20 protein-coding genes and 3 pseudogenes are annotated in these 26,730 nt (G+C 64.0%); 17 read left to right on the top strand and 6 right to left on the bottom strand.

Annotation, left to right across the window (positions count from 1 at the left end):
- The 4 genes and pseudogenes from ACIPZ8_RS27380 to ACIPZ8_RS27365 form a co-directional block, all read left to right on the top strand.
- Positions 1 to 156 (top strand): annotated as a pseudogene (locus ACIPZ8_RS27380) (glycine/betaine ABC transporter permease); the annotation flags it as partial.
- 58 nt (positions 157 to 214) lie between these two features.
- Positions 215 to 1,243: a glycine betaine/L-proline ABC transporter substrate-binding protein ProX gene (gene proX, locus ACIPZ8_RS27375; protein ID WP_400730124.1), complete on the top strand. Its 1,029-nt coding sequence runs from the start codon at positions 215 to 217 to the stop codon at positions 1,241 to 1,243.
- A gap of 21 nt (positions 1,244 to 1,264) precedes the next feature.
- The gene (locus ACIPZ8_RS27370) at positions 1,265 to 2,299 is read left to right on the top strand and encodes a GlxA family transcriptional regulator (protein WP_400730122.1); all 1,035 of its coding nucleotides are present in this window, start codon (positions 1,265 to 1,267) and stop codon (positions 2,297 to 2,299) included.
- A gap of 45 nt (positions 2,300 to 2,344) precedes the next feature.
- On the top strand, positions 2,345 to 3,268 hold the full coding sequence (locus ACIPZ8_RS27365) for a LysR substrate-binding domain-containing protein (protein ID WP_400730119.1): 924 nt from the start codon (positions 2,345 to 2,347) through the stop codon (positions 3,266 to 3,268).
- A 295-nt stretch (positions 3,269 to 3,563) separates the two neighbouring features.
- Here the strand turns inward: ACIPZ8_RS27365 and ACIPZ8_RS27360 are convergent, their stop codons facing one another.
- The 3 genes from ACIPZ8_RS27360 to ACIPZ8_RS27350 all read right to left on the bottom strand — a co-directional run bounded on the left by ACIPZ8_RS27360 (position 3,564) and on the right by ACIPZ8_RS27350 (position 7,971).
- Positions 3,564 to 4,751, bottom strand: coding sequence for an MFS transporter (locus tag ACIPZ8_RS27360; protein WP_400730116.1), 1,188 nt, complete (start codon positions 4,749 to 4,751; stop codon positions 3,564 to 3,566).
- Positions 4,752 to 4,962: 211 nt separating this feature from the next.
- Entirely contained in the window at positions 4,963 to 6,363 is a 1,401-nt protein-coding gene (locus ACIPZ8_RS27355) for a DUF2252 domain-containing protein (protein WP_400730113.1), read from the bottom strand.
- 234 nt (positions 6,364 to 6,597) lie between these two features.
- Positions 6,598 to 7,971, bottom strand: a complete 1,374-nt coding sequence (locus tag ACIPZ8_RS27350) for an APC family permease (RefSeq protein ID WP_400730110.1) — start codon at positions 7,969 to 7,971, stop codon at positions 6,598 to 6,600.
- A 265-nt stretch (positions 7,972 to 8,236) separates the two neighbouring features.
- On the opposite strand from ACIPZ8_RS27350, the gene ACIPZ8_RS27345 reads away from it, so the two are divergent.
- The 3 genes from ACIPZ8_RS27345 to ACIPZ8_RS27335 all read left to right on the top strand — a co-directional run bounded on the left by ACIPZ8_RS27345 (position 8,237) and on the right by ACIPZ8_RS27335 (position 11,114).
- Complete coding sequence (locus ACIPZ8_RS27345; protein WP_400730107.1) at positions 8,237 to 9,730, top strand: aldehyde dehydrogenase; 1,494 nt, start codon at positions 8,237 to 8,239, stop codon at positions 9,728 to 9,730.
- A gap of 141 nt (positions 9,731 to 9,871) precedes the next feature.
- Positions 9,872 to 10,372, top strand: coding sequence for a peroxiredoxin (locus ACIPZ8_RS27340; protein ID WP_400730104.1), 501 nt, complete (start codon positions 9,872 to 9,874; stop codon positions 10,370 to 10,372).
- A gap of 106 nt (positions 10,373 to 10,478) precedes the next feature.
- Positions 10,479 to 11,114 carry a hypothetical protein gene (locus tag ACIPZ8_RS27335; protein WP_400730103.1) on the top strand — a complete coding sequence of 212 codons (636 nt, stop codon included), beginning with the start codon at positions 10,479 to 10,481 and terminating at the stop codon, positions 11,112 to 11,114.
- Between the two features lie 40 nt (positions 11,115 to 11,154).
- On the opposite strand, the gene ACIPZ8_RS27330 is transcribed toward ACIPZ8_RS27335, so the two are convergent.
- A complete protein-coding gene (locus tag ACIPZ8_RS27330; RefSeq protein ID WP_400730101.1) occupies positions 11,155 to 11,697 on the bottom strand; it encodes a hypothetical protein in 543 nt (180 codons plus the stop codon).
- Between the two features lie 265 nt (positions 11,698 to 11,962).
- Between ACIPZ8_RS27330 and ACIPZ8_RS27325 the strand changes: the two are divergent.
- Positions 11,963 to 12,073, top strand: a pseudogene (locus ACIPZ8_RS27325) (tyrosine/phenylalanine carboxypeptidase domain-containing protein); the annotation flags it as partial.
- Positions 12,074 to 12,172: 99 nt separating this feature from the next.
- Here ACIPZ8_RS27325 and ACIPZ8_RS27320 read toward each other — a convergent pair.
- Positions 12,173 to 14,713, bottom strand: a complete 2,541-nt coding sequence (locus ACIPZ8_RS27320; RefSeq protein WP_400730098.1) for an HWE histidine kinase domain-containing protein — start codon at positions 14,711 to 14,713, stop codon at positions 12,173 to 12,175.
- A gap of 64 nt (positions 14,714 to 14,777) precedes the next feature.
- Positions 14,778 to 15,701, bottom strand: coding sequence for a LysR substrate-binding domain-containing protein (locus ACIPZ8_RS27315; protein WP_400730096.1), 924 nt, complete (start codon positions 15,699 to 15,701; stop codon positions 14,778 to 14,780).
- 104 nt (positions 15,702 to 15,805) lie between these two features.
- On the opposite strand from ACIPZ8_RS27315, the gene ACIPZ8_RS27310 reads away from it, so the two are divergent.
- The 9 genes and pseudogenes from ACIPZ8_RS27310 (at position 15,806) to ACIPZ8_RS27270 (ending at position 26,728) form a co-directional block, all read left to right on the top strand.
- Positions 15,806 to 16,558 (top strand): SDR family NAD(P)-dependent oxidoreductase, encoded by a 753-nt coding sequence (locus tag ACIPZ8_RS27310; protein ID WP_294331843.1) that lies wholly within the window; start codon positions 15,806 to 15,808, stop codon positions 16,556 to 16,558.
- A gap of 225 nt (positions 16,559 to 16,783) precedes the next feature.
- Positions 16,784 to 17,407 (top strand): dTMP kinase, encoded by a 624-nt coding sequence (locus tag ACIPZ8_RS27305; RefSeq protein WP_400730093.1) that lies wholly within the window; start codon positions 16,784 to 16,786, stop codon positions 17,405 to 17,407.
- A 16-nt stretch (positions 17,408 to 17,423) separates the two neighbouring features.
- A complete protein-coding gene (locus ACIPZ8_RS27300; RefSeq protein ID WP_400730091.1) occupies positions 17,424 to 18,950 on the top strand; it encodes an FAD-dependent monooxygenase in 1,527 nt (508 codons plus the stop codon).
- A 399-nt stretch (positions 18,951 to 19,349) separates the two neighbouring features.
- Positions 19,350 to 20,976 (top strand): annotated as a pseudogene (locus ACIPZ8_RS27295) (mechanosensitive ion channel family protein).
- Positions 20,973 to 23,258: a HEAT repeat domain-containing protein gene (locus ACIPZ8_RS27290; RefSeq protein WP_400730088.1), complete on the top strand. Its 2,286-nt coding sequence runs from the start codon at positions 20,973 to 20,975 to the stop codon at positions 23,256 to 23,258. The pseudogene ACIPZ8_RS27295 and the gene ACIPZ8_RS27290 overlap by 4 nt, the downstream one beginning before the upstream one ends.
- 70 nt (positions 23,259 to 23,328) lie before the next feature.
- The gene (locus ACIPZ8_RS27285) at positions 23,329 to 24,300 is read left to right on the top strand and encodes an AAA family ATPase (RefSeq protein WP_400730085.1); all 972 of its coding nucleotides are present in this window, start codon (positions 23,329 to 23,331) and stop codon (positions 24,298 to 24,300) included.
- 10 nt (positions 24,301 to 24,310) lie between these two features.
- Complete coding sequence (locus ACIPZ8_RS27280) at positions 24,311 to 25,261, top strand: DUF58 domain-containing protein (protein ID WP_400730083.1); 951 nt, start codon at positions 24,311 to 24,313, stop codon at positions 25,259 to 25,261.
- Positions 25,258 to 25,758 carry a DUF4381 domain-containing protein gene (locus ACIPZ8_RS27275; protein WP_400730080.1) on the top strand — a complete coding sequence of 167 codons (501 nt, stop codon included), beginning with the start codon at positions 25,258 to 25,260 and terminating at the stop codon, positions 25,756 to 25,758. Before ACIPZ8_RS27280 ends, ACIPZ8_RS27275 begins: the two co-directional genes overlap by 4 nt.
- Positions 25,745 to 26,728, top strand: a complete 984-nt coding sequence (locus ACIPZ8_RS27270; protein ID WP_400730077.1) for a VWA domain-containing protein — start codon at positions 25,745 to 25,747, stop codon at positions 26,726 to 26,728. Before ACIPZ8_RS27275 ends, ACIPZ8_RS27270 begins: the two co-directional genes overlap by 14 nt.
- Positions 26,729 to 26,730 lie beyond the last annotated feature (2 nt).

The following is a 26,730-nucleotide window of genomic DNA, read 5'->3' as shown; positions in this document are numbered from 1 at the left end:
GTGCTGCTGGCGATCTTCCTCGACCGCCTGACCCAGGCCATGGGCGCCCGCACCAGCGCCGACCCGAGCCTGCGCTGGTACCACACCGGCCCCGTGGGCCTGGTGCTGCGCCTGTGCGGCGCGGCGCAACCCCAAGGGCGGCGCAAGACCGCCTGACTTAACCCCGTTCTATCTGCCGCATCCCGAAACAACAACCAGAAAAAGGTACGCGACGATGTCCGAGTTCAAGTTCCCCCGCCGTTTCCTGCAAACCGCCTGCGCCGTGGCGCTGGGCCTGGCCTGCCTGCACGCCAGCGCCTCGGCTGACAAACCGGGCGAAGGGGTGAAGATCACCCCGGCATTCCCCACCGTGGATGAAGAGCGCTTCCGCGGCGAAGTGGCCATCGAGGGCCTGCGCGAGCTGGGCTACAACGTGCAGAAACCCAAGGAAACCGAATACGCCACGATGATCCTGGCGGTCGGCTACGGCGATGCCGACTTCAGCGTCAACCTGTGGGACAAGCTGCACGCCAGCTTCTACCAGAAGGCCGGGGGCGACCAGAACATGGTCAAGGTCGGCGACATCCTGCCCGGCGTGCTGCAGGGCTACCTGATCGACAAGAAGACCGCCGACCAGTACCACATCAAGTACATCACCGACCTGAAGAAGCCGGAGATCGCCAAGCTGTTCGACACCGACGGCGACGGCAAGGCCGACATGACCGGCTGCAACCCGGGCTGGGGCTGCGAGCTGGTGATCGCCCACCAGATGAAGGCCTACGACCTGGAAAACAGCGTCCACGTCAACCAGGGCTCGTACTTCGCGCTGATGGCCGACACCATCACCCGCTTCAAGGAAGGCAAGCCGGTGTTCTATTACACCTGGATGCCGCAGTGGGTGGCCGGTGTGCTGGTCGAAGGGCGCGACGTGGTCTGGCTGGAGGTGCCGAAAACCGATCTGCCGGGCGGCGACAACAGCGTCGACACGCTGTACCAGGGCAAGAACCTCGGGTTTGCCCTGGACAAGATCGAGGCCGTGATCAACCGCGACTTCGCCGAAAAGAACCCGGCAGCCGTGAAGTTCCTGTCGCTGATGCAGATCCCGGCGGCCGACGAGAGCGCGCAGAACCTGAAGATGCAGCACGGCGAGAAGAGCTACGCCGACATCCAGCGCCACACCCAGGAATGGATCGCCGCCCACCGCCAAGCCTTCGATGGCTGGCTGCAGGCAGCACGCGCCGCGGCGATGCAGGCCAGTAACTAACCTCCCATGCAGAGCAGAACCATGAGCCAGTCAGTCGTCAGTCCTCTCAAAAGCCGCAGCTTCGCCCACCTGGCGCCGGATCACCGCCTCGCCACCGGCGTGGCCTTGCGCCGGGTCGGCTTCGTGCTGCTGGAGCAGTTCTCGATGATGACGCTGACCAGTGCCATGGACACCCTGGCTGCCGCCAACCAGGTCAGCGTCAAGCCGCTGTTCGAGTTCGTGATGATCGGTGACGGCGCGCAGGTGCGCAGTGATTCGGGCATCGTCATCGCCGTCGAGCAGACCCTCGCCGACCTTGAGGCGCGCAGCCTGGACTTTCTGTTCGTCTGTGGCGGTTTGCGCGTGCCGCTCAAGCGCAACCCGCGCCTGCGCGGCAAGCTGCGCGAGGCCGACAGCCACGGCTGCCTGCTGGGTGGCTTGTGGAATGGGGCCTATTTCATCGCCGAAGCGGGCCTGCTCGAAGACCATGACTGCGCCTGCCATGTGGAGGGGCGGGCGATGATGGGCGAGCTGTTCCCGGGTGTGCGCATCAGCCGTGCCGGCCACGTGCTGGACCGCCGACGCCTGAGCTGCGCCGGTGCCAGCAGTGCGCTGGAAATGATGCTGGAACTGCTGGCTGGCCGCTACGGCAAGAGCCTGCGCGACGGTGTGGAGCAGATCGTCGCCGCCGACAAGCCCGCGCCGGCGCTGCCCAAGGTGGCGCCGCCGTTTCGGGTCGGCTTGCCGCAGAACCTCAACGAAGCCATCGAGCTGATGAGCAGCAACATCGAAGAGCCGATTGCCATCGACGAAATCGCCCGGCATGTGAAACTGTCGCGCCGTCAGCTGGAGCGCTCGTTCCGCCAGCATGTGCAGTCGACGCCGCTGACCTTCTACCTGGAGCTGCGCCTGGGGCATGCGCGCCAGTTGCTGCAGCACACCGACAAGCCGATGTCGGAGATTGCCGTTGCCAGCGGCTTCACCAGCTTCTCGTACTTCTATCGGCGCTTTCACAACTTCTTCGCCATGCCACCGCGCAAGTACCGGGCGATGAGCAGGGGCTGGGCGGTGCACTGACCTGGCGCCTATCCTGTTGGCAGTGGACGACCATCAGGAGCAGGCATGAATCGAAACGAGCTGCGCAAGGCCGACATCAACCTCATGGTGGTGTTCGAGGCGTTGATGCAAGAGCGCAACCTCACCCGCGCCGCCGAGAAGCTGTTTCTCGCCCAGCCCACGGTCAGCGCGGCGCTGGCCAGGCTGCGCACGATGTTCAACGACCCGCTGCTGGTCCGCGTCGGCAACCGCATGGAGCCGTCTGCACGGGCGGCGGAGGTGATCAAGCACCTCACCCCGGCGCTGGACGCGATGTCGGCGGCGCTCAGCCTGACCCATGACTTCGACCCGCCGACCAGCAAGATGACTTTCAGGATCGGCTTGTCCGACGATGTCGAATCCGGGCTGTTGCCGCCGTTGCTGCGGGCGCTGCGTACCGAGGCGCCGCATGTGGTGGTGGTCGTGCAACATGTCGACTACTGGCGTATCCCTGACCTGCTGGCGTCGGGGGAGGTCACGGTGGGCATCAGCCAGACCCGCGGCCTGCCGGCCAATGCCAAACGTAAGGTATTACGTACCATGCAGGCGCGGGTGCTCAGGGCCGACAAATCCGCGCAAACGCTGACCCTGGAGGAGTTCTGCCAACGTCCTCACGTGCAGGTCTCGCCAACGGCCAATACCCAGGGCGTGGTCGATGACTGGCTGAAGGAAATCGGCCATTCGCGCAACGTGGTGTTGTCGGTGCCCCAGTTCAGTTCATTGCCGGCGATTTTGGCCGACACCGAACTGCTCGCCTGCTGCCCCGACTACGCCGCCGAGGCCATGGCCAGCTGGGGCAACCTGCAGGCCGAGACGCTGCCGTTCGACACCGTGCCGCTGGAGTTGGCCATGGTCTGGTTGAGTACCACCGACAGCGACCCGGCCGAGCGTTGGCTGCGCGGGCGGCTGGAGTACTACATGAGTGGTAATCGTGAGATCAGGGTTGGGTAGGGGGTTGATGCTGTGTTCGCCTTGGTATTTTTGGCGCCTACGAGATCGAGCGCCGCCCGCGCGGCGCATCGCGGATAAATCCGCTCCTACATTTGTTGCTACGTGCCAAACCTGTTATGCCATGGTCGCCTGCCTTGGTGCATGTCTTGAGTCTTGCAAACCGCTGACAACCATGGCCTCACAGGCATGGCCACGTTGCAACAAATGTAGGAGCGGATTTATCCGCGATGCGCCGCGCGGGCGGCGCTCGATCTCACAGGCGCTGAAAATCCCAAGCCAGGCACCGCGATGGGGATCAGTGCCCGCCCTTCATCCGCCGAGCCACCAGGTAGATCAGCAACCCCGCGAATGCTGTCGCAGCACCAATGTACCCCGTACTGGTCCAGCCCAAACCGGCACTGATGGCCATGCCACCAAACCATGGCCCCAGGGCGTTGGCCAAATTGAACGCGGCATGGTTCGAAGCGGCCGCCAGGCTTGGCGCTTCATGGGCGATGTCCATCAGGCGGATCTGCAGCGGCGCGGCCAGGGCGATCATGGTGCCGACCAGGCCGATCCCCAGCAGCACCGACCACAGCGCATGGGCGGCGAAGCTGAAGAACAGCAGCACGGCCGCCGACCACACCAGGACAATGCCCACGGCGCGGAACTGCAGGCGGTCGAACAGCTTGCCCCCGGCAATGTTGCCAACGATGCCGCCAGCGCCGAAGGCGGCCAGGCCGAAGGGGATCCACTCCGGCGCCACCTGGGTCACTTGCAGCATGGTCGGTGCCAGGTAACTGAACACGCAGAACATGCCGGCAAAGCCGATCGCGGCAATGCCCAGCGCCATCCACACCTGGGGCAGGGTAAAGGCTTGCAGTTCCTTGCGCGGGTCGCTGCGCGGCTCATCCACGGGCTGCGGCACGTATCGCCAGACCAGCGCAATGGTGCACAAGGCGATGGCCCCGACCAGGATGAACGCCGAACGCCAGCCGAAGAACTGGCCGAGGAAGGTCGCCACCGGGTTGCCCAGCAGCATTGCCAGGGTCAGGCCCATCATCACCCGCGCCACGGCGCCGGCGCGCTGGTTGCTCGGCACCATGCTCGAGGCCACCACGGCGGCGATGCCGAAGTAGGCGCCATGGGGCAGGCCACTGATGAAGCGGAACGCAACCATGCTGCTGAACGACGGGGCAAAGGCGGTGGCCAGGTTGCCGATGGCATACAGCGCCATCAGCAACAGCAACATGTGCTTGCGCAGCAGCTTGGCACCGAGGATGGCCAGGGTCGGGGCGCCGACCACCACACCCAGCGCGTAGGCGCTGATGGCATGGCCGACTTGTGGCTCGCTCAATTGCAGATTGCTGGCGATATCGGGCATCAGGCCCATGATGGCGAATTCGCCGGTGCCGATGGCGAAGCTGCCCAGCGCCATGGCAGCCTCCATCTTGCCGACGCCGCCCTTGGAGACGGCGAGCGGCGGTAATTCCTGAACAGACATTGCGGTCCCTTTTCAAACAAGCTGAAACATACTGAAACGTTTAATCAGGGATCATACCATTCAGGATTGCCGCATGGGTGCGGGTGGGCGAATCAGGCCGGTTCGCTCAGGGGCGCTGCGAACGCCTGGGGGGCGGTCTGCAGGCGTTCGGATAGCGCTTTCAAGCCTTTCAGTACGGTCCGCGCTCGACTCAGGCGTCTTGTGCCTGGTCTCAGTCCTCCTCGTAAAGCACCTTGACCCGACCTCTGCGCTGCGCCTTGACCAACTGTTCATGGTCTCGCTCAGTCTGGTCCGCATAGGCCAACGCGAAACGCCCCATCGCCTCATCGAAAATCTCGCCCTTGCCCAGATAACCTGAAATGGTTGCGGAGTCACCCGACTTGGCATGAGCCCGAGCCAGCGTAAGCCCGCAGTAGTCTGCGTAGCGCTCAAGCTGGGTTGCATCGATGTTTTCCAGCGGTACGGACATCTTCATGTCGCGCAACTGGCGGACAAAAAAGTCATGCCCGGCGCCTCCGCGTACCCAGCCAAGGAAAATATCACTGGATGACTGCATCAAACGCTGCCCCATGACCACCCGCTGACCTTGATTGTCGTATTGGCTTTTGCCGGCATAAGGCTCCAGCACCGAGCGGCAGGATTCTTTGAACTGCAGAATGAGTGGGTGGTTCTCTTCTGAAAAGAGCAAGCCGATATAGCAGCGTGTTCCGACGCTACCGATACCCACCACTTTCAAGGCGGCATCCACCAGGCGGTATCGGTCCAGCAAGACGCGACGCTCGTCGGACAGGCTTTCGCGGTAAGCAAGCATCGCTTTCTGCACGCGTGCAAAAAAATCCGGGTCGGCAACGTGCTGTATGACGGGCGGTTGATCGACTATCCGAGGTTGTCCGGCGACCTGGCCGGTGATCTTTGGGAATACGCTTTCCATCACTCGCTCGCGAGCGCGATCAAACAGTTGCTTGCGAAACTTGCGTGCTTTGGCGTCTGGAGCTTCATCCAGCAACGTTTGAGCGTCTAGCCGTGAGTACCACACTTCCAAGGGATTCATTTTCGAAAAGCGCCGCAGGTGCTCTCGATAGGCACGGGCACAACGGCACGCCACCTGATGCGCCTGAGCGTCTGTTGCGCCGCCGTCCCGCGCCGCCACGGCAAAGCTTGCGACCAGCCGTTTGACATCCCATTCCCACGGCGCGGGCAAGGTCTCATCAAAGTCATTCAGATCAAATACCAGATTCCGTTCCGGTGTCGCGAACAAGCCAAAATTCAGCAGATGGCAGTCACCACAAGCCTGCACCCTGGCACCTATGTGGGGCAGTTGCGAGAGGTCGTGGGCCATCAGCGCTGCCGAGCCACGCAGAAACGTGAAGGGGCTCTTCAGCATGCGGCCATAGCGAATGGGCACCAGCTCCTGCAGGCGATCACGGTTGGATTGCTCCAGGATGGCGACCATGTCGCGCTGGCGGCCGGACTTCCAATTGGCATGGCGCTCGCGGGGAATCTGCTCACGCAGGCGCTTGCCAGCCGCGTAGCGTTCTTCACGGGAACGAAATGAAGGAGGAACCTCTTCATTGCGACCGCTCTTACGCCTGGATGTCGATCGTGCAGCCATGATGTCGTACCTCCAAAGCTCTGGTTTGAGGTTTTGGGAGTGCAACAAGCAGCCTGAACAAGCTCCCTGCGTATTCAGGAAGCCGCAGTGGACAATCGGCGCTCCCGAGCTTTCAAATTAGCTGAGGTTGAAGTGCCAGGCACGGTTTGAAGCGTGTTGAGAGGTCAGGCAAGGCGCCAGCTTCGGTGCCGAGCCGTCAACAAACCTGGCTGGCACCGAGCTGGGCCCTGCGCGTCACTCGGCCATCTGCAGTTCCGGCAACTTCACCCGGAATGCCTTGGTCAACCCGAACAGGCAGATGAAGCCTACGCCCATCCAGCACAGGCCAATGGTGAAGGACATGCTCGACAGGCTGGTCCACAGCCAGATCGTGCTGAGGAAGCCGAGTGCCGGAATGGCGCCGTACAGCAGGCAGTTGCGCATCCCTCGCAACTGTTGGTCGACCAGGTAGTGCTTGACCACCGCCAGGTTCACCGCCGAGAAGGCGAACAGGGCGCCGAAGCTGATCATGTTGGCCACGGTATCCAGGGTGATGAACAGCGCCACCAGCGACAGCAGGCTGACCAGCATGATCGCCGTCGCCGGCACGCGCTTCTTCGTCACCAGCTGGCCAAACACCCGGGGCAGCGCGCCATCGCGGCCCATGGCGAACAGCACCCGCGACACGCTGGCCTGGGACACCATCGCCGAAGCGAAGCAGCCGGCCACGTAGGTGGCGGTGAAGGCCGTCACCAGCATTTCGCCGCCGACCCGGCGCATCACATCCACCGAGGCCGAATCGGGGTCGGCGAAGCTGGCCCAGTCGGGGAAGACCATCTGCGCGCAGTACGACACCACCAGGAACAGCAGGCCACCGATCACCGACACCGCCATGATGGCCTGTGGAATGCGCCGGGTCGGGTTGCTGGTTTCCTCGGCCATGGTCGATACCGCATCGAAGCCGAGGAACGACAGGCACAGCACCGCCGCGCCGGTCATGATCAACGGCACGCTGAAGCCTTCGTGGTGGAACGGCGCCAGCAGCGAGACCGGCTCGGCCTGCCCACTCATGTGGCGTACCGACAGCGCGACGAACACCACGATGAACACCAGTTGCGCCACCACCAGGATCCAATTGACCCGGGTGATCGACTCGATGCCGATCAGGTTGAGGAAGGTCACCAGGGCAATCGACCCGGCAACCCACACCCAGGCATGGATGGCCGGGAAGTACTCGGACATGTAGATACCGATCAGCAGGTAGCTGAGCAGCGGCAGGAAGATGTAGTCGAGCAGCAAGGTCCAGCCAGCGATGAAGCCGAAGTGGCTGCCGAAGGCCTTGCGCGTATAGGTGTAGACGGAACCGGAGTAAGGATGGGCCTGGACCATGCGGCCGTAGCTGTAGGCGGTCAGCAGCATGGCGGCGAGGGTAAGGATGTAGGCGATGGGCAGGTGCCCCTTGGTCATCTGGGTGACCAGCCCGTAAGTGGTGAAGACGGCGAGCGGGACCATGTAGGCAAGGCCGAACAGCACCAGCGCGGTCATGCCCATGGATTTGCGGAAACGGCCGGAGGTGTTGCTGGGCGACGCAGGATGCTGGGGTTGGGCTGTAGTTGTTGTTGTATGCATTGCTAACTCCTGAAATGGGATGCAGGAAGCCGCAGCAGGCGAGCGGGCTCGCTACTGGTGAGGAAGTCTGATCAGAGGTGTGGCTCAGGTGGGGCGGCTCGAATGCTCCCACACTCGGGCAGGCGTCGAAATCACCCTTTCGGGGGAGCAGTTTTTTCCTCTTCAAGGGGCAGAAAAAAGCTGGTTTCGCCGGGCCCATGGCTGCGCCAAGAATGTTGCCAGACCCATAACAATCGGACCGCACGGACGGTCGTCAGGAGTGTGTATGTACGATCTCGGATACTGGCAACAGCGCGCAGCAGGCTTGAGCTTGCCAGACAAGGCCTTGATCGGCGGCCGCCAGGTCAGTGCCGCCAGTGGTGCAACGTTCGACGCCATCAACCCGGCAACCCATCAGCGCCTGGCCTGTGTCGCGGCATGCGACCAGGCCGAAGTCGACCTCGCCGTCAGCACTGCGCGCAAGGCCTTCGAGCAAGGTCCGTGGCCGCGCATGGCGCCCGTCGAGCGCAAGAAGGTGCTGCTGCGCCTGGCCGAGCTGATCATGGCCCACCGCGAAGAATTGGCGCTGCTGGACTCGCTGAACATGGGCAAGCCGGTCATGGATGCCTACAACATCGACGTACCGGGCTCGGCCCACGTCTTTGCCTGGTATGGCGAGGCGCTCGACAAGCTCTACGACCAGGTGGCACCGACCGCGGCCAATGCCTTGGCCACCATCACCCGCGAAGCGCTGGGCGTGGTCGCAGCGGTGGTGCCCTGGAACTTCCCGCTCGACATGGCTGCCTGGAAGCTCGCCCCGGCACTGGCGGCGGGCAACAGCGTGGTCCTCAAGCCCGCCGAGCAGTCGCCGTTTTCGGCCCTGCGCCTGGCCGAGCTGGCACTGCAAGCCGGCCTGCCGGAAGGTGTGCTCAACGTGGTCCCGGGGCTTGGCGAAACAGCGGGCCGTGCGCTGGGCCTGCACCCTGATGTCGACTGCCTGGTGTTCACCGGTTCCACCCAGGTCGGCAAGTACTTCATGCAGTACTCGGCGCAGTCCAACCTCAAGCAGGTGTGGCTGGAGTGTGGCGGCAAGAGCCCGAACCTGGTGTTCGCCGATTGCCAGGACCTGGACCTGGCCGCCGAGAAGGCCGCCTTTGGCATCTTCTTCAACCAGGGCGAAGTGTGCTCGGCCAACTCGCGGCTGTATGTGCAGCGCTCGATTCATGACGAGTTCATCGAACGCCTGCAGGCCAAGGCCCGCCAGTGGCTGCCAGGCAACCCGCTGGACCCGGTCAGCCGTGCCGGCGCCATCGTCGATGCCGAGCAGGCCACGCGCATTGCCCGGGCCATCGGCCAGGCCAGCGAGGAGGGCGCGCGCCTGGTCTGCGGCGGGCAACGCTTGACCATCGGGGGCTCGGACAACTTCATCGAGCCGACCATTTTCGCTGGCGTCGACAACCGCATGAGCCTGGCTCGGGAAGAGGTCTTCGGGCCGGTGCTGGCGGTCAGCGCGTTCGATACCGAGGAAGAGGCCATCCGCCTGGCCAATGACAGCATCTACGGCCTGGCGGCGTCGGTGTGGAGCGATGACCTGAACCGTGCGCACCGGGTGGCGCGTGCGCTCAAGGCGGGCACGGTATCGGTGAATACGGTCGATGCGCTGGATGTGACGGTGCCGTTTGGCGGTGGCAAGCAGTCCGGGTTCGGCCGCGACCTGTCGCTGCATTCGTTCGACAAGTACTCGCAGTTGAAGACCACCTGGTATCAGCTGCGCGGCTGACGGGGGCTTGGGGTTCTGGGGGCTTGGCGCAATAAATCTCAACCCAGGCACTGAGCGGCGTTGGCGTGTGCATCATGTACCTGGCCTGATGGATTGCTGCATCATAGCAAGCTCGGCCATCCACAGACCCAGGAGACTTCGATGATCAAGCCCGGCGAGCAACTGCCTGACATTACGCTTTACGAATACAGCAACGGCGAGGGCGCCTGCCCGATCGGCCCGAATGCGTTCTCGGTGCGTGAGCGCTGCAAGCAGAAAAAAATAGTGATTTTCGCTTTGCCCGGCGCGTTCACGCCCACCTGTTCCGAGCGTCACGTCCCCGGCTATGTCGCTGCGGCACAGGATCTGTTCGCGGCCGGCGTTGATGAAATTCTCTGTGTTTCGGTGAACGATGCCTTCGTCATGAACGCCTGGGGCAACAGCCTGCGGGTTGGCGAGGCGGTGAAGATGATCGGCGACGGCAACGGCGAGTTCAGCGAGGCGCTGGGGCTGATCCAGGACCTCTCGGCCCGGGGCCTGGGGCGGCGCTCGCAGCGTTACGCCATGCTGGTGGACGATGGTGTGGTCAAGCACATTGCGGTGGAGGCGCCTGGCAAGTTCGAGGTCAGCGACGCGGCGAGCATGCTGGCCGTGGTGCACTAATGGCTGCCTGACTCAGAGTGAAGGCCTTTTGATATCATTCAAAGTTCCTTAGAATGCAGGCCGCCTTTCGCTCGAAGGGTGCCCTGCAATTTTCAAGGAAGTCGAAATGCGATTTACAAGAGTCATAGGCTTGGCCCTCGCCCTGAGCCTCGGTGGTTGCGCGAGTTTCACCAAGGACGAGGTGGCACCTGTCGACCTGCCATCGATGACACACTATGCCAACAAACCCAATGTCTACGTGGACTTCGACTTCTTCCAGGGTGACCCAGAAGGCGCCAAGGCCAATGAAATGCCGCAAGCCCGGGACATGCTCAAGCCGGAACTCAAACGCGCTTTCAACGAGTCCGGCTTGTTCGGCCGCGTGACCTTCGATGAATTCGAGAAGCAGCCAGGCGACTACAGCCTGCGCCTGAAGGTCTACAACCATGCGCCGAGTGGCGCGCAAATGGTGCTCGCCTTCATCAGTGGCCTGACCTTCACGGTCATTCCCGCCATGGCCACCGACCAGTACACCATGAGCCTGGAGACCTTGGATGAGCAGGGCGTATCGCTCACCAAGAACCAGAATCACGATGCCATCAATACCTGGATGGGCATCTGGTTCCTGCCGCTGGTAGGCAATACCCCGAAAGCGGCCGTCACAGACACCTTCAACCGCCAGGTCAATGCATTGCTGAAGAACTGGGTGGAAAACAACCGCCTGAAATATTCGGCTGGCGAAACACGCATTCCACGCGCCTGAGCCAAAACAGAAAGAGCCGCAATCGCGGCTCTTTTTCTGCTTACTTCAACGCCTGTACAAATTGCGGGTCGCTGTACAGCGACTTGAGCAACGCCTGCAGCATGGGGTTGTAGTTATTGGCCGCTGTCGGGATCGCAATCGGCCCGAAGAAACTGCTGTCCCAGTCACGGGTCACGTCCTTGGTCGACTCGTAAAGCACCTGGTCGCCCTGGCGCAGGGTGAACCGCGCCGCAAGCTCGCCATGCCCGTTGGCCACGCCTGAGTTGAGCTGGCTCTTCACCAACTGCACCTGCAGCTGTCGATCAGCCTTGGGATCGAGCAGGCCTGCGTGGCGAAGCTCATCATTGATGGCTGCCTGAATGTGCAGCGGAATGTTGCCTGCCGGTGAAGAAATAGGGTTCAGGCGCACCATCAGCGAGCCTTGCCCGGCGTCGGCTTGCACCTGCGCTTCGCGCACCGCTTGCAGAGGAGCGTTCTGCTTCAACTGCTGGACGTTCTGGTAGTCAGGTTCGTAGCGGGCCATTGTCACACCGCAGCCTTGCAGCAGCAGGACAAGAGGGGCGACCAGGTATAGCTTGTTCACGGCGGATCCTTGCGTGTCATGAAAAGAGCGCGATTATCGATCAGTGGCACTTTGCTATCAAGCGTCAGGGGGATATCTACGCAGGCTTGAGCGCTCTGCTTTAATTCTCTTTGTTGCGTTGCAACCCGGCCTGCCAAGGAATTCGTCATGCGTACCGCCGCCCTGTCCGAACTTGATGCTGCGCTACCCGGCCTGACCCGCAAGATCCGCGTGCTCGATGCCCTGGCCTGGCCGGATGGCATCGAGCAGGTGTTCCTCAGCCAGTGGCGCGCCGCGCACCACCCAGACCCAGGAGGGCATTGCCACGCTGGCCGAGTTGTTCACCGGCAGCATGGACATCAACCGCCTGCGCCGTGTCGCGCTGCGCGCGCTGGCGTTCTCGGCCTTTATCGCGCAGATCAGGCTGGATGTACTCGACCTGCCGATGTTCATGGCCTTTGCCGACGAGCACGAAGCGGACGCCAGCGCCCAGTGATCAGGGCTCCAGCAGCTTCTGCAGGCTGGCCAGAATGGCATTGGCATCGTAGGGCTTGCGTATCACCGCCACCTGCTGCAGATGCTGCGCAATGCTGACACCGTCGCCATAGCCGGTGGCAAACAGGAAGGGAATGCCGCGCCGCACCAGTTCATCGGCAACGCAGATCGATGTGCCGGTGCCCAGGTTGATGTCCAGAATGGCGGCATCCGGTGCCCGGTTGGCCAGTAGCCTCATCGCTTCATCCACGGAACCGGCGGTGATCACATCGGTGATCCGGGCATCGTTGAGTATCTGCTCCAGGCCCACGGCAATGACCAATTGATCCTCCAGAATCAGCACACAGGCATCCGTGCGCGCAGCCAGCACCGTGCCGGGTTGCGCCAGTGGTGTGGCTGGGCGCAGGGCTTCGGGCTCGGCGGCCACCGAGAGGTGCCTGGCCGGGATTCGGAAAAAGCCCTGAAGCCCCTCGGGCAGGTATTCGACACGGCTGGTACCGCCCAGGTCGAACGGTATGCTGCGGTCGATCAGCACCGTACCGAAACCACTGCGGCTCGGCGGGCGAACTATCGGGCCGTTGCTCTCGCGCCAGGTGATGTCGCAGGCATTGCCTGCGTCCAGCGCCCAGCTGATACAGAGCCTGCCGCCAGCCCTGGACAGCGCGCCGTACTTGGCCGCGTTGGTCGCCAGTTCGTGCAACACCAGGGCCATCACCGAATAGGCGCGGGCGTCGAGGATCACATTGGGCCCGCTCAGCTCGATGGCTTCGGCCGATGTCCGATAGGGCGACAGCTCGGCTTCGAGCAACGTGGCCAGGCGCCCGCCGCCGTCACCGCGCACGACTTGGTCGTGGGCCAGGGACAGCGCGTGGATGCGGCCTTTGAGTGTCGCCACGTAGTCCTTGAGGGTCTGGCTCTCGGACGTCGGGTGGGCCACCAGCGCGCCGATCAGCGAAAGAATGTTCTTGACCCGGTGATTGAGCTCTTCATTGAGAATGCGCTGGCGGACTTCTGCCTTCGAGCGTTCGTTGGCCAGCAGCTCGCTGTTGTGCAAGGCCACTTCGACGATGGCCGTGCGAATGGCCTCGCCAAACTGCCGGTCCTGCTCGCTCCAGGGCAGTGACTGCTGGTGCACTGTTTCTTTCCAGATCGCGAAGCTCTTGCGCGGCGTCAAGCGGTCGCCCAGTGCGCCGCTCTCATAGGTCTTGTTCGGGTCGCCGGCCCAGTCGAGCGTCTCGACCACCTCCTTGCGGAACAGCATGAGGTAATCCCTGGGTTGCTGCGACATGGGGATGATCAGCACGCCGGAGACTTCCGTGAAGTACTGCTGGGCCACGGGGTGCACCATGGACAGCCGGTTGGACGCCCAGGTCTTGCCTTCGCTGACCGCCTGGGCCAGGCCCAGCAAGTCGGCAATGGCGGCCTTTGGGGGCGTCAGGCCAGTCGAACTCCAGCGCCCCTGCATCGACATGCCGATGCCGTCGCACGGGATCAGCGACTGGAATTGGCCCAGGCGCGAATGGAAGAACGCCTCGATGTCGGGCGCATGGTTGGCATCGCGCAGCAGCGCGTCCAGTGCCTTGTGGACGTTTACGGCCGCTTCGAGGTTCTGCCGGGTACGCAGCGTCTCGATGTGCAGCGAGAAGAACTCGCCGAACATTTCCGCCGCCACCCGTTGCCCCATGGCCAGGGTGCGCGGCGCGTAATGGTGGCAGGCGATCAGCCCCCAGAGTGCGCCATTGACGATCACCGAGATCGACATCGAGGCACCCACGCCCATGTTGGTCAGGTATTCGCAGTGGATCGGCGAAACGCTGCGCAGGTGCGCGTAGGAGAGGTCCAGGGGCTCGCCGGACGGGTCCAGTATCGGGTCGATGGCGACTGTCCTGAACGAGGCGTCGGAGATGATCCGGATCGGGTTGCGCAGATACAGGGCGCGGGCCTGCTGGGGGATGTCGGAGGCCGGGAAGTACTGGCCAAGGAAGCTTTCGAGGTCTCCACGCTTGGCTTCCGCCACAACTTTGCCGGCGCCGTCGGTACCCAGCTGGTAGATCATCACCCGGTCATACCCGAGCACTGCCCGCACGAAACGGGCGGCGTCGCGGAACAGCTTGTGGGTCTGGTCGACTTCGCGCAGCTGGGCGATCAGCGTGCGCGCCAGTTCTATGGGCTCGGCAATGCTGGCGCCGGCGGGCTCGAACTCGATGATCGCGGAGCCTTTGAACACATGGGCCGAGACATCGAATGCCCGGCCTGACGGCAACTGCACGTTGAAGGTCTGCGATGGCCGCGTGCCTTCGCGGGTGCGGGCAAGCGAATTGCGCAAGGTGTGGGCCACTTCATCGCCCAGTACTTCATGCAGCTTCTGACCATTGATTGCGCCCGTTACGCCAAGCATCTGCGGCAGGTTCCGCGAATGGCGCAGCACGACCGTCGCTGTCGCGTCGCAGGCGAGCAAGCAGCCGTGGGGTTGAATGCTGCCTGGAACCTGGATCGGCTCGCGATCACAGTTGGTCAGGTTTACTTGGGGGTCAAAGGTCATTGGGCCCATGCCTGGAAAAGAAGAGGGGAACGCGTGACGTACAGTACAGCAGAAACCCCGGACGCTACCCGGACGGCGGCAATTGCCACTGCGGGTTCGACAACCGTTCGACGAAAAAGTCGGCCAGTGCCTGGACCTTGCGCGGCCGGGTGCGTGCGGACGGGGTCACGAAGTACAGGCCGCCCTGGGTCATCCGCCATTCGGGCAGCAGCTGCTCCAGGCGGCCGTCGGCCAGGTACTCGGCGGCGATGAATTCCGGGAGTTCGGCAATCGCCATGCCCGCCAGCAAGGGGGCGATCAGGGCATCCGAGTTGGTCACCCGCAGCGGGCCGCGGGGCGTCACGTCGTGCTCGCTGCCGTCGGCGTGGCTGAAGCGCCAGACTTGGCTGCGGGCGCGATAGGCGTAACTCATGCAGGCGTGGCCGGCCAGCTCGCGCGGGTGCGTGGGGTGGCCATGGCGGGCAAGGTAGGACGGCGCCGCCACCAGGTACTGGCTGACTGCACAGATACGCCGCGCCACCAGTGACGAGTCGGGCAGGGCGGCGATGCGCAAGGCGGCGTCGAAACCCTCGGCGACCAGGTCGACGGTCGAGTCGGACAGATGCAGGTCGAGTTCAAGCCCTGGGTATTGCGCCAGCAACTCGGGCAGCAGCGGCGCGACCCAGCGCAAGCCGAAGGACATCGGCACGGCCAGGCGCACCAGCCCGCGCGGTTGCACCGACAGCTCCTGGGCCTCGCTTTCCATTTCCTCGGCCTGGCGATACAGCGCGCTGGCTTGTTCGACCATGCGCTGGCCGAACTCCGTCAGTGAGAGCTGGCGCGAGGTACGGTTGAACAGGCGCGCACCCAGTCGTTCTTCAAGTCGCGCTACCGCACGCGATACCGTGGGTACCGAAACGCCGATGGCGCGTGAGGCGGCAGCGTAAGAGCCTTCTTCGGCCACTTTGGCAAACATCGCCAGGCCTTCGAAATCCGGAATTCTTGGCATTTCATTTCTGTAATGATGACTTTCAAATGATTCTATTTTGAAATGATCTGCCAGTCGATACGCTTCTCCCCACAGCAACTCACCACCTCAACGGGAGAAACACCATGAGCAAGAAACTCGAAGGCAAGATCGCTTTGGTCACTGGCGGCACCACCGGCATTGGCCTGGCCACGGCAAAACGCTTTGCCGAGGAGGGTGCCCATGTCTACATCACCGGGCGCCGTCAGGCGGAGCTGGACAAGGCGGTGGCGCTGGTTGGCAATGCCACCGGCATTGCGGTCGACTCCACCCGGCTGGAACAGCTGGATGAACTCTATGCCCGCATCGGTCAGGAACAGGGGCGCCTGGATGTGCTGTTCGCCAACGCTGGCGGCGGTTCCATGCTGCCCCTGGGCGAGATTACCGAGGCCCACTATGACGATACCTTCGACCGTAACGTGAAAGGGGTGCTGTTCACCGTGCAAAAGGCGCTGCCGCTGCTTGCGCGTAACGCATCGGTCATTCTCACGGGCTCTACGGCCGGTAGTTCCGGTACTGCAGCGTTCAGTGTGTACTCGGCGTCCAAGGCTGCCGTACGGGCCTTGGCCCGTAGCTGGATCCTGGACCTGAAGGATCGCGCAGTCAGGGTCAATACGCTCAGCCCAGGCGCGACGCGTACACCCGGGCTGGTCGAACTCGCCGGGCCGGATGCCGGGCAACAGCAGGGCCTGCTGGATTACCTGGCGGCGCAGGTGCCGCTGGGGCGGGTAGGCGAGCCGGTCGAGATCGCCAATGCGGCGGTATTCCTGGCCAGCGACGATGCCAGCTTTGTCAACGGGGCCGAACTGTTTGTGGACGGTGGGCAGGCGCAGATCTGAGCGGCAAGATGGTTGTTTACGGAGTGGAGTACAAATGTACTCCAGCTGTTCGCCGTTAGTCTTGCATCGTCTGGGAGACCGAGCGCCGCGTGGGCGGCGCTCGATCTCACAGGCGCCGAAAACCTAAAGGCGAACACCACCAAGCTGATAACCAAGACCAAGGCCATCTTTCGGTGCATCATGGTCATCTCGATATCCAGATCCGCTTCCCGTCAGTACTGAAAAATGAATCGTCCACTATTCATCGCACTCGATGGCCCGAAGGGCACCGGCAAGACCACCTTGCTGGAGGCTGTCACCCAAGCCCTGAGGGCAGACAACAGGAAGGTGGTCCGGCTGTGCGAGAAGAAAAGCGACCCCTTCAGGGGCGAGACCATGGCGCTCGTCAACACGCTGGTGAGAAACCCCTGTCGGGAGCTGGAGTTGCAGGTCTGTGCGCGCCTGGCCGATAGCCGTGCGTGGATTACCCGCAACGTGCTGCCTCGGCAACCTGCGAACAGCATCATCCTGATCGATCGCTGGTACCCCTCCGATGCCGCGTTTCGCCGGGCAGTCCCGTTCGCCGAGATTCTGCGCATGAACCGCGAGCGCAACGTGCAAGTGCCGGACCTGCATGTCGGGGTGGTCACCTCGCCTGATACCTCGTGGGCGAGGGCGGCGGCCCGTACGCGGGGGCTGGGCAGCACGGTGATCCAGCGGCTGGATGAGCAGATCGCCTGCACCGAGGCGTTCGAGCGTGCAGTTGCCGACCATGGCTGGGTGCTGTGCCGCAATGAGGGAACGGTCGAAGACGCGACGCGGCAGGTGGTCGCCGAGATTCAAGGCGTGCTGGCCTCGAACAACCTTTAGTTTGCGAGGTGGGATCATGGCGCAAACCGACGTTCTCATTGTCGGTGCCGGCCCGACCGGGCTGACGCTGGCGCTTTGGCTGACCCGGCAGGGCGTCGCTACAAGGATCATCGACAAGAGCAGCGGCCCGGGCGAAGCGTCGCGCGCCATGGCTGTGCAGGCCCGGACACTGGAGCTCTATCGCCAGCTCGACCTGGCCGAGGCGGTGATCGATGCCGGCTACAAGACACCGGCCATGAACCTGTGGGCCCGTGGCCGCCGCAGAGCGCGCATCCCCTTGAAGGATGCCGGCGCAGCGATTTCTGCCTACCCCTTCGTGTTGATCTATCCCCAGGACCGTCATGAGCGCTTGCTGGAGCAGCAGCTCCATGCGCTGGGCGTGAACGTCGAATGGCAAACCGAACTGCTGTCCTTCGAAGAGGGGCAAAGCCATGTCACGGCCACCCTGAAGCAGGCTGATGGGCAGGAAGGGGCGTGCACTGCGGCATACCTGGCGGGGTGTGATGGTGCCCATTCGCTCGTTCGTCATGCGCTCGGCAGTGGTTTCGAGGGCGGTACCTATAAGCAGCTTTTCTATGTAGCGGATGTCAGGGTAACGGGCATCGAACCTGCGGGTGAGGCACACATCGCGTTTGATAAATCCGACTTTGTGCTGCTGCTGTGCTACGGCGAAAAGGATCAGTACCGTCTGATCGGCACCGTGCGAGACGAGCGTGCGGAGCATCCTGAGCACCTGACGTTTGCCGACGTCGGGCATGACGCCATCAACGGTTTGAACCTGAAGATTACCGAGGTGAACTGGTTTTCCGCCTATCGCGTTCACCACCGTGTCACGGATCATTTTCGCCGTGGCAGAGCGTTTCTGCTTGGCGATGCTGCGCATGTCCACAGCCCGGCAGGCGGGCAGGGCATGAACACCGGTATTCTGGACGCGAACAACCTGGCCTGGAAGTTGGCCGCGGTGATCAAAGGCAACGCGCCCGATACGCTGCTCGACAGCTACCCGCTCGAACGCCAGGCATTTGCCCGCAAGCTGGTGGAAACAACCGACAGGCTGTTCACGTTGGTGACCGCGCAAGGCGGGTTGGCTGATTTCGTGCGCACGCGCATTGCGCCGCTCATCGCCAGCGTTGCCTACAAGCGCGAGCGTGTCCGTGAGTACCTGTTCCGCGTGGTGTCGCAGACCACCCTCGATTACCGCGACAGCCCGCTGAGCCAGGGCAAGGCAGGTGACATTCAGGGCGGTGATCGTCTGCCTTGGTTGCCTGGCGCCACTGCGGACAACTACGCATCACTGACAGCCATTGCGTGGCACGTGCATGTGTACGGCGAAGCCAAGGCGGACCTGGCCCGATGGTGCGCGGCGCACGGCATCGCACTGCAGGTTTTCCCTTGGCAGCCTGCGTACGAGAAGGCCGGCATTGCCAGAAATGCCACTTATCTGTTGCGGCCTGATACCTATGTCGCCCTGGCGGACCCTGAGGGGGACACTGCCGTGTTGGGCCGATACCTTGAGCAACAAGGCATCACGCTGTCCGCTTGAGGTGCCGGGTGTGGCGATTGCCCGAGCGTTGGAACAGGAATTGCTTCGAGCTGGAAAACTCCACAAAGCGGGTAGTCCGGCCATGTTCCCTGTAGACCATTGCTTGATGTTGCTGGTCGCCATAGCCGTGCTGGTGGTGGATGCAGTGGCCACCGTCATGTATCTGCGCGCCAGGCCATGGCACCCATGTTCGGGTTTGCTGCACCCCATGTCGGGTCATCTTTCAGGGTTGCGTATCTGTTCCGGCTGTAACGGAGGAACAGGAGGGACAGGCGGAAAAGCCAGATAGCGCCCCGGGTACATCGTTTGCTTGCCACAGACGGTGTACTACGCTGCTGGTACCCACGCTTGCCAGGAGATGGCCGATGCTGCCTATGCCCACTTTCGGAGTGCGCGCTCATGGCTAGGCGGATGCTTGCCGGCCTGGCAGCGTGCCTGGCATTGGCAACAATACTGTTGTGCGGCAGCAGTCAGGCAGCCGAGGAGGTGGCGGCGGCAAGCGCCGAGCCTGCCGAGCTGAAAATCGCCAACCGTTCGATCATCGTCTTTCATGCCACGCTGCTGGGTGAAGTGCCGGCTGCCCGTGTCCGGCGCGCCGAAGCGGTCATCAATGAACAGCTCGACGACGGCTTCGCGGGCCAGGTCAGCGTGGACCCGATTCAGGACAGTTACATGGTGCTGCTGGGTGATCGCCGGGCGTTCATCGTCTCGCCCAGGGACCTGACTGGCGCCGACCTGGATGCTCGCCAGGGCGCCGAGCAGGCTGCCCAGCGCTTGAGCCAGGTCGTGGAAGAAGCCCGCCAGGCACATAGCCTGCGCTTCCTGCTGGTCGCGGTCGGCTTGAGCGGCGCTGCGACCTTGATCTACCTGACGCTGGTCAGGCTCTGCCTGTGGCTGCACGGCAAGGCACTGTCGTGGTTGCCTCAGCGGGTGCGCAAACACACCAGCGCGTTGCGCATCGGGCGTACCCAGCTGGTCGACTCGAGCAACCTGTACCCCTTGTTGCGGCGCCTGCTGGTGTTGTTGCGCTGGACCTTGATCCTGCTGCTGACCTATGAATGGCTCAGCTTCGTTCTGCAACGGTTCCCGTATACGCGGCCGTGGGGCGAGAGCCTGAACCTGTACCTGCTGGGTTTGTTGCGCCATGTGCTGACCGCTATCGTCGATGCGGTGCCCGGGCTGCTGATCGCCTTACTGATCTTCTTCATCGCCCGTGGCATCAGTGCCTTCAGCAAGCGTCTGCTCGAGCGCCTGGCGCGGCCCGGCACGATCAGCTGGCTGACCCAGGAAACCCTGCAACCGACCACCCGGCTGACGGCCCTGGCCATCTGGCTGTTCGCCGTGGCCATGGCCTACCCCTATCTGCCCGGTGCCGGCACCGATGCGTTCAAGGGGCTTTCGGTACTGATCGGCCTGATGATTTCCCTCGGCGCGACCAGTGTGGTCGGCCAGGCCGCCGCCGGGCTGATCCTGACCTACACGCGCACCCTGCGGCCCGGCGAATACGTGCGCATTGGCGAGCATGAAGGCACGGTCACCGAGCTTGGCATGTTCACCACCAGCATTCGCACCGGCCTGGGCGAGGTGCTGACGTTGCCCAACTCGATGATCACCGGGGCGGTGACCAAGAACTATTCACGTGTGGTGCAAGGGCAGGGGTACGTGGTCGATACCACGGTCACCATCGGCTACGACACACCCTGGCGTCAGGTCGAGGCGATGCTGCTGGAGGCAGCGAAGCGCACGGACGGGGTCCTGCACACCCCCCCGGCCCCAGGTATTCCAGACTGCCTTGTCGGACTTCTACCCCGAGTATCGCCTGGTGGCCCAGGCCGTGCCGAGCGAGCCTCGCCCACGGGCCGAGCTGCTGACACTGCTGCATGCCAATATCCAGGACGTGTTCAACGAGTATGGCGTGCAGATCATGTCGCCTCACTATCTGGGCGACCCTGAGCAGGACAAGGTCGTGCCCAGGGAGAGCTGGTACAGCGCCCCGGCGTCGCCACCCGCGGACAGCCAGCGATGATCAACTTCGTGCTGGTGGCGTTGCTGGCCCTGACCCTGTGCAGCAACGGCATTGCCAGGGCAGCCGACGAGGTGGGGCGGTTGCCGGCCGCCACCACCGGCGAGGGCTATGCACCCCAGCAGACCTGCCTGGGCTGCCATGCCGAGCAGTCCGGGCAATGGCAGCACTCCGACCACGGCTGGGCGCTGCGTGACGCCAATGCCGAAAATGTCCTGGGCAACTTCGACGACACCCGCTTCGACGAGGCGGGGGTCAAGGCGCATTTCTACCGCAAGGACGGTGGCTACTTCGTCAACATCGAGGGTGAGGACGGCAAGCCGGCCGACTTTCGCATCCTCTACACCTTTGGCCATCAACCGCTGCAGCAGTACCTGGTGGCGCTGTCACGCGGGCGCCTGCAAGCGCTGACCATCGCCTGGGACAGCCGCCCTGAGGGGCAGGGCGGGCAGCGCTGGTTCTCGCTGTATCCGGGCCAGCGCTTCATACCCGGCGACCCCTTGCATTGGACCGGTCGCTACCAGAACTGGAACGCCATGTGCGCCGACTGCCATTCCACCCGTTTGCTGAAACAATACGACGACAAGCAGGACAGCTTCGCCAGCACCTGGAAGGAGCAGGCAGTCGGTTGCCAGAGCTGCCATGGCCCAGGCCAGACGCATGTCGACTGGGCCACCGCGAAACCCGCCGGCAGCCAGGCGAACAAAGGCCTGGCGGTGGACTACAAGGCCCTGGGCAGCAAGGGCGTGGTCGAGCAGTGCGCGTATTGCCACAGCCGTCGCCAGGGGCTCGGTACCGGCCAGTTGCCTGGCCATCCGCAACTCGACCAGAGCCTGCCGGCTACGCTGCGCGCCGGCCTGTACCATGCCGACGGGCAGATAGACGGTGAGGTATATGAGTTCGGCTCGTTCATTCAGAGCAAGATGTACGCTGCCGGCGTCACCTGTACCGATTGCCACAACCCGCACACCACCAAGGTGCGGATCGAAGGCAACGGCCTGTGCCAGCAATGCCACAACCCCCAGCCCAACACGGCGCGTTTCGCCGGTCTGCAGGCCAAGGACTATGACAGCCCGGCGCACCACCATCACGCGGCGGGCTCGCCCGGTGCCCAGTGCGCGAACTGTCACATGCCGACCAAGACCTACATGGTGGTCGACCCGCGCCGCGATCACAGCCTGCGCATTCCACGCCCTGACCTGGCCGGGCAGACCGACAGCCCGGATGCCTGCACGGCCTGTCACCAGGACCAGAAGCCGGCCTGGGCAGCGGCGGCCATCGAACAATGGTTCGGCGCACCCAAGCGTCCCCAGCATTACGGGCAGGCCTTCCATGCCGTGCAGGCAGACCCTTCCACGACCCTCAGCCGCCTGGGCTATCTGCTTGCCGACAAGGCCAACCCGGCGATCGTGCGCGCCACTGCAGCCGACCAGCTGGCCGACCTTGGCCCGGCGGCCAGCAGCAACCTGCGCTGGGCCCTGCAGGACCCGGACCCGTTGATCCGGGCCTATGCCGTATCGGGGTTCAGCAGTGTGCCGCCCGAACAGCGCCTGAAAACGCTGCTGCCTTTGCTCGAAGACCCCAGCCTCGCGGTCAGGGATGAAGCCGTACGGGCCATGGCCGATATTGCGCCAACGCAATTGCCGCAGGCCAGCCAGGCGCTGTTCAAGGCCCTGGCCGCGGACTACGAACAGCGCCTGCGGGGCAATGCCGACCTCCCGGGCGGGCGTCTGAACCTGGCGGTGCTGCTGTCACGCCAGGGGCATGACGAACAGGCCATGGAGCAATACCGCCAGGCACTGCACATGGACCCTTACTTCACCCCGGCCCGGGTCAACCTGGTGACCCTGGCCAGCGGTGCGCAGCGCCTGGACGAAGCCGAAGGGTTGCTGCGCGACGGCGTGGCGCTGGATAAGACGCCCGTGGCCGACCGCGGCAACCTGGCTTACATGCTTGCCCTGTTGCTGGTCGAGCGGGGCAAGGCCGAAGAGGCACTGGGCTGGATTGAACAAGCCGCCCAGGCGCTGCCCGGCAACCCGCGCATCCGCTACAACCAGGGCTTGCTGCTGTCGCGCATGGAGCGCCGCCCTGAAGCGCTGGAGGCGTTGCGCAGCGGCCTGCAGCAGTCGCCGGACGACCCCGACCTGCTGTACTCGCTGATCTACCTGCACGCCCTGGCCGGCGAACGCCAGCAAGCGTTCGGCTATGTCCGGCACATGCGCGAGGTGGCGCCGGACGACCCGCGCCTGCAGGCGATCGAACCTTATTGGCGCAACGGCCAATAAGCGTCGGCGGGCAACAATACTCATTACGACTAGAGTTAACACTCAAACGCAATGCACAGGAGGCGCAAGGGTGAACACTCTCCAGCAAGTGCAGGGCCTCGAGGCGTCGGTCGCCGAAAGCGTGCTTGGCCAGGCCGACACCATTCGCCACATCGTCCTGGCGTTGCTGGCCAACGGGCACGTGCTGCTCGAAAGCCTGCCGGGGCTGGCCAAGACGCGCACGGTCAAGGCGCTGTCCACCCACCTCGACGCGCAGATGCGGCGCATCCAGTTCACCCCCGACCTGCTGCCCTCGGACATCACCGGCGGCGAAATTCTGCAGCAGACCCCGGAAGGCAACAGCATCAAGTTTCAACCGGGGCCGCTGTTCGGCAACGTGATCCTGGCCGACGAGATCAACCGCGCGCCGGCCAAGGTCCAGGCGGCCTTGCTGGAGGCGATGGAGGAGCGCCAGATCACCGTGGCCGGGCGGAGCTACCCGATGCCTGGCCTGTTCATGGTGCTGGCGACCCAGAACCCCATAGAACAGGAGGGGACCTACCCGCTGCCCGAGGCGCAGATGGATCGCTTCCTCATGAAGCTGCAGCTGGACTACCCGCACCCCGAGGACGAAGCCCAGGTGCTGCGCCTGGTGCGCGGCGAAGACCAACAGGCGGGTAGCGCCCCTGAACCGGCGCGCCTGCCCCAGGACATCATCTTCGCCGCACGGCGCGAGGTGGCCCTGGTGCACGTGGCGCCTGCCATCGATCGCTATCTGGTCGACCTGGTCAATGCCACCCGCCACCCCGCGGACTACGACGCCGACCTGGCGCGCTGGATTCATATCGGCGCCAGCCCTCGCGGCGGGATCAGCCTGGACCGTGTGGCGCGTGCCCACGCCTGGTTCAATGGCCAGGATTTCGTCTCGCCGGACAACGTCCGGGCCATCGTGCACCCGGTGTTGCGCCACCGCCTGCAGTTGTCCTACGACGCCATCAGCGACGGGGTGGCGGCCGACCAGGTGCTCGACCGGCTGCTGGACAACGTCGCCATTGCGACCTGAGGGGCTGCCCATGGCCAATCAACCCGTGACCGCCGATGGCTTCGTCTACACCTCGCTCGCCGAGCTGATGGCGCTGGAACCCCGCGCCCGCGGCCTGAGCTTCCTCGCCCGGCAGCCCCTGGCAAGCATTCTTTCCGGCAACCACGCGTCGCGCATGCGTGGCCGTGGGCTGAGCTTCGACGAGCTGCGCCGTTACATGCCTGGCGATGACCTGCGTCACCTCGACTGGCGCGCTTCGCTGCGCTACGGCAAGGCGTTCGTGCGCACCTTCAACGAAGAGCGCGACCGGCCAACGCTGCTGCTGGTCGACCAGCGCATGAGCATGTACTTCGGTTCGCAGCGCTATTTCAAGTCGGTGACCGCTGCACAGCTGGGTGCGCTGTGTGCCTGGATGGCGTTCCACGCCGGTGACCGCGTGGGTGGCCTGGTGCTGGGCAGTGAGGCCATCGTCCAGCTGCGGCCGCTGCGCAGTCGTGCCCGGGTGCAGGCCCTGTGCGCGGAACTGGCGAAGGCCAACCAGGGCCTGTCGGCACAGGGCGAGGACCGGGAAGGCGACAATCAGCTCGATCAGGCCCTGCGCACCTGCGCGGCCGTAGCGGGTCACGACCATCTGGTGTGCATCATCAGTGATTTTGCCGGGGTCAGCCCGCAAACGTTGCAGTTGCTGCGCCAGTTGCAGCAGCACAACGATGTGATTGCCATCCAGGTCTACGACCCGATTGCTCTCAACGTGCCAGACAAAGGCCGCCTGGTCATCACCCAGGGTGCCTTGCAGGTCGAGCTGGAAGTGGGGCGACGCCAGGTCAGCAGGCCATTGGGCGAGTTCCTTTCCGGGCGCCTGCGCGATGTGGCTGAACTGCTGCGCCGCAGCCAGGTGCCCTTGATGATGATCAGCAGCGGCGAAGACTGCGTGGCGCAACTGCGTCGGGAACTGGGCCGCCTGGCCCAGGGGGCGAGATGACCACGCCCGCGCAGCCCGCGATCGACCAGCTTCGCGAGCTGGTGCCCGGTACACCGCCGTTCGGCTATTGGCCGCAGACCTGGGCCTGGGCGCTGTTGCTGGTGTTGCTGCTCGCCGTGCTCTCGGCCTGGGCTGCCCGGCGTTGGTGGCGCTGGCGCCGTGACCTGTACCGTCGTGAAGCGCTGATACGCCTCGATCAACTGGCGGCGGCGCCCGCCGAACAACGCCTGGCGGCCTTGCGCGAACTGCCCGAACTGCTCAAGCGAGTGGCCCTGTCGATGCCCGGTACGCCTGCGGTGGCGGGCCTCGGCGGCGATGCCTGGGAGCAATTCATGGCAGCGCATGCCCGACAAGCGCTGCCGCAAGGGTTCAGTATCGCCCTGCAACAACTGGCCTATGCGCCGGACGCCCAGCTGCACGCGCTCGACGAATCGACGCGGCTTTCATTGTTCAGCACCAGCCGCGCCTGGATAGAGACCCACCATGTGGCGCTTTGACCTGCCCTGGGCCTTTGTGCTGCTGCCGCTGGCCTGGGCCGCGTATCACTGGCTCAAGCCCTACCAGGAAGGCCGCAGTGCGTTGCGCGTGCCGTTTTTCGGTACCATGAGCCATGCTCTGGGCAAACGCCCGACCCCTGGCGGAGGGCTGAGCGCCGGCTGGCAACTGCCACTGAACCTGCTGGTGTTTGTGCTGCTGGTAGCGGCCTGTGCTCGGCCGGTGCTGGTCGAGCAGCCGATCCGTCACCAGCAGCCGACCCGTGACCTGATGCTGGCCATCGATATTTCGCAATCCATGCGCGCCAACGACTACACCACGGGCGACGGCCAACGCAGCGACCGTCTCAGCGCCGTCAAGGCGGTGGTGCGCGACTTCATCAAGCGCCGTGGGGATGACCGCATCGGCCTGATCCTGTTCGGCACGGGCGCCTACCCACAAGCGCCGTTGACCCTCGACCATACCAGCCTGCTGTTGCTGCTGGACGAGGCAGGCGTTGGCATGGCCGGGCCCAACACCGCCCTTGGCGATGCCATCGGCCTGACCATCAAGCTGCTGCAACCGGCCAAGGAGCAGGAGAAAGTGCTGATCCTGCTGACCGATGGCAACGATACCGGCAGCGCCATCACCCCCGAGCATGCGGCCCGGCTGGCCCGCGCCCATGGCATCGTGGTCCATGCCATCGGCATCGGCGACCCGCAGGCCAGTGGCGAGAACAAGGTCGACCTGCAGACGCTGCAGATGATCGCCCGCACCACCGGTGGACGGTTCTTCCGCGCCGATGACAGCAGCAGCCTGCAAGGCGTGTATGACACCCTCGACCGCTTGACCCCGCACAAGGTCACTACCCTGAGCCACCAACCGCGACGCGACCTGTTCTACTGGCCGCTGGGCGCCGCCTTGCTGCTGTTGCTGGTGGCCCAGGCGCTGGCCTGGCTGGGCGCACGGCGCGCCTTGGCGACGGGGGCCTGAGC

This window comes from Pseudomonas sp. NPDC089422, from assembly GCF_044749405.1.
Lineage (GTDB): Bacteria > Pseudomonadota > Gammaproteobacteria > Pseudomonadales > Pseudomonadaceae > Aquipseudomonas.
The sequence above is the reverse complement of the archived record's forward strand: the minus strand, read 5'-3'. Positions and strand labels throughout refer to the sequence as shown.

Bases quoted from the DNA above. Each gene is read 5' to 3' on its own strand.
- proX (WP_400730124.1), top strand. From the start codon at position 215: ATGTCCGAGTTCAAGTTCCCCCGCCGTTTCCTGCAAACCGCCTGCGCC.
- ACIPZ8_RS27370 (WP_400730122.1), top strand. From the start codon at position 1,265: ATGAGCCAGTCAGTCGTCAGTCCTCTCAAAAGCCGCAGCTTCGCCCAC.
- ACIPZ8_RS27365 (WP_400730119.1), top strand. From the start codon at position 2,345: ATGAATCGAAACGAGCTGCGCAAGGCCGACATCAACCTCATGGTGGTG.
- ACIPZ8_RS27360 (WP_400730116.1), bottom strand. From the start codon at position 4,751: ATGTCTGTTCAGGAATTACCGCCGCTCGCCGTCTCCAAGGGCGGCGTC.
- ACIPZ8_RS27355 (WP_400730113.1), bottom strand. From the start codon at position 6,363: ATGGCTGCACGATCGACATCCAGGCGTAAGAGCGGTCGCAATGAAGAG.
- ACIPZ8_RS27350 (WP_400730110.1), bottom strand. From the start codon at position 7,971: ATGCATACAACAACAACTACAGCCCAACCCCAGCATCCTGCGTCGCCC.
- ACIPZ8_RS27345 (WP_400730107.1), top strand. From the start codon at position 8,237: ATGTACGATCTCGGATACTGGCAACAGCGCGCAGCAGGCTTGAGCTTG.
- ACIPZ8_RS27340 (WP_400730104.1), top strand. From the start codon at position 9,872: ATGATCAAGCCCGGCGAGCAACTGCCTGACATTACGCTTTACGAATAC.
- ACIPZ8_RS27335 (WP_400730103.1), top strand. From the start codon at position 10,479: ATGCGATTTACAAGAGTCATAGGCTTGGCCCTCGCCCTGAGCCTCGGT.
- ACIPZ8_RS27320 (WP_400730098.1), bottom strand. From the start codon at position 14,713: ATGACCTTTGACCCCCAAGTAAACCTGACCAACTGTGATCGCGAGCCG.
- ACIPZ8_RS27315 (WP_400730096.1), bottom strand. From the start codon at position 15,701: ATGCCAAGAATTCCGGATTTCGAAGGCCTGGCGATGTTTGCCAAAGTG.
- ACIPZ8_RS27310 (WP_294331843.1), top strand. From the start codon at position 15,806: ATGAGCAAGAAACTCGAAGGCAAGATCGCTTTGGTCACTGGCGGCACC.
- ACIPZ8_RS27305 (WP_400730093.1), top strand. From the start codon at position 16,784: ATGAATCGTCCACTATTCATCGCACTCGATGGCCCGAAGGGCACCGGC.
- ACIPZ8_RS27300 (WP_400730091.1), top strand. From the start codon at position 17,424: ATGGCGCAAACCGACGTTCTCATTGTCGGTGCCGGCCCGACCGGGCTG.
- ACIPZ8_RS27290 (WP_400730088.1), top strand. From the start codon at position 20,973: ATGATCAACTTCGTGCTGGTGGCGTTGCTGGCCCTGACCCTGTGCAGC.
- ACIPZ8_RS27280 (WP_400730083.1), top strand. From the start codon at position 24,311: ATGGCCAATCAACCCGTGACCGCCGATGGCTTCGTCTACACCTCGCTC.
- ACIPZ8_RS27275 (WP_400730080.1), top strand. From the start codon at position 25,258: ATGACCACGCCCGCGCAGCCCGCGATCGACCAGCTTCGCGAGCTGGTG.
- ACIPZ8_RS27270 (WP_400730077.1), top strand. From the start codon at position 25,745: ATGTGGCGCTTTGACCTGCCCTGGGCCTTTGTGCTGCTGCCGCTGGCC.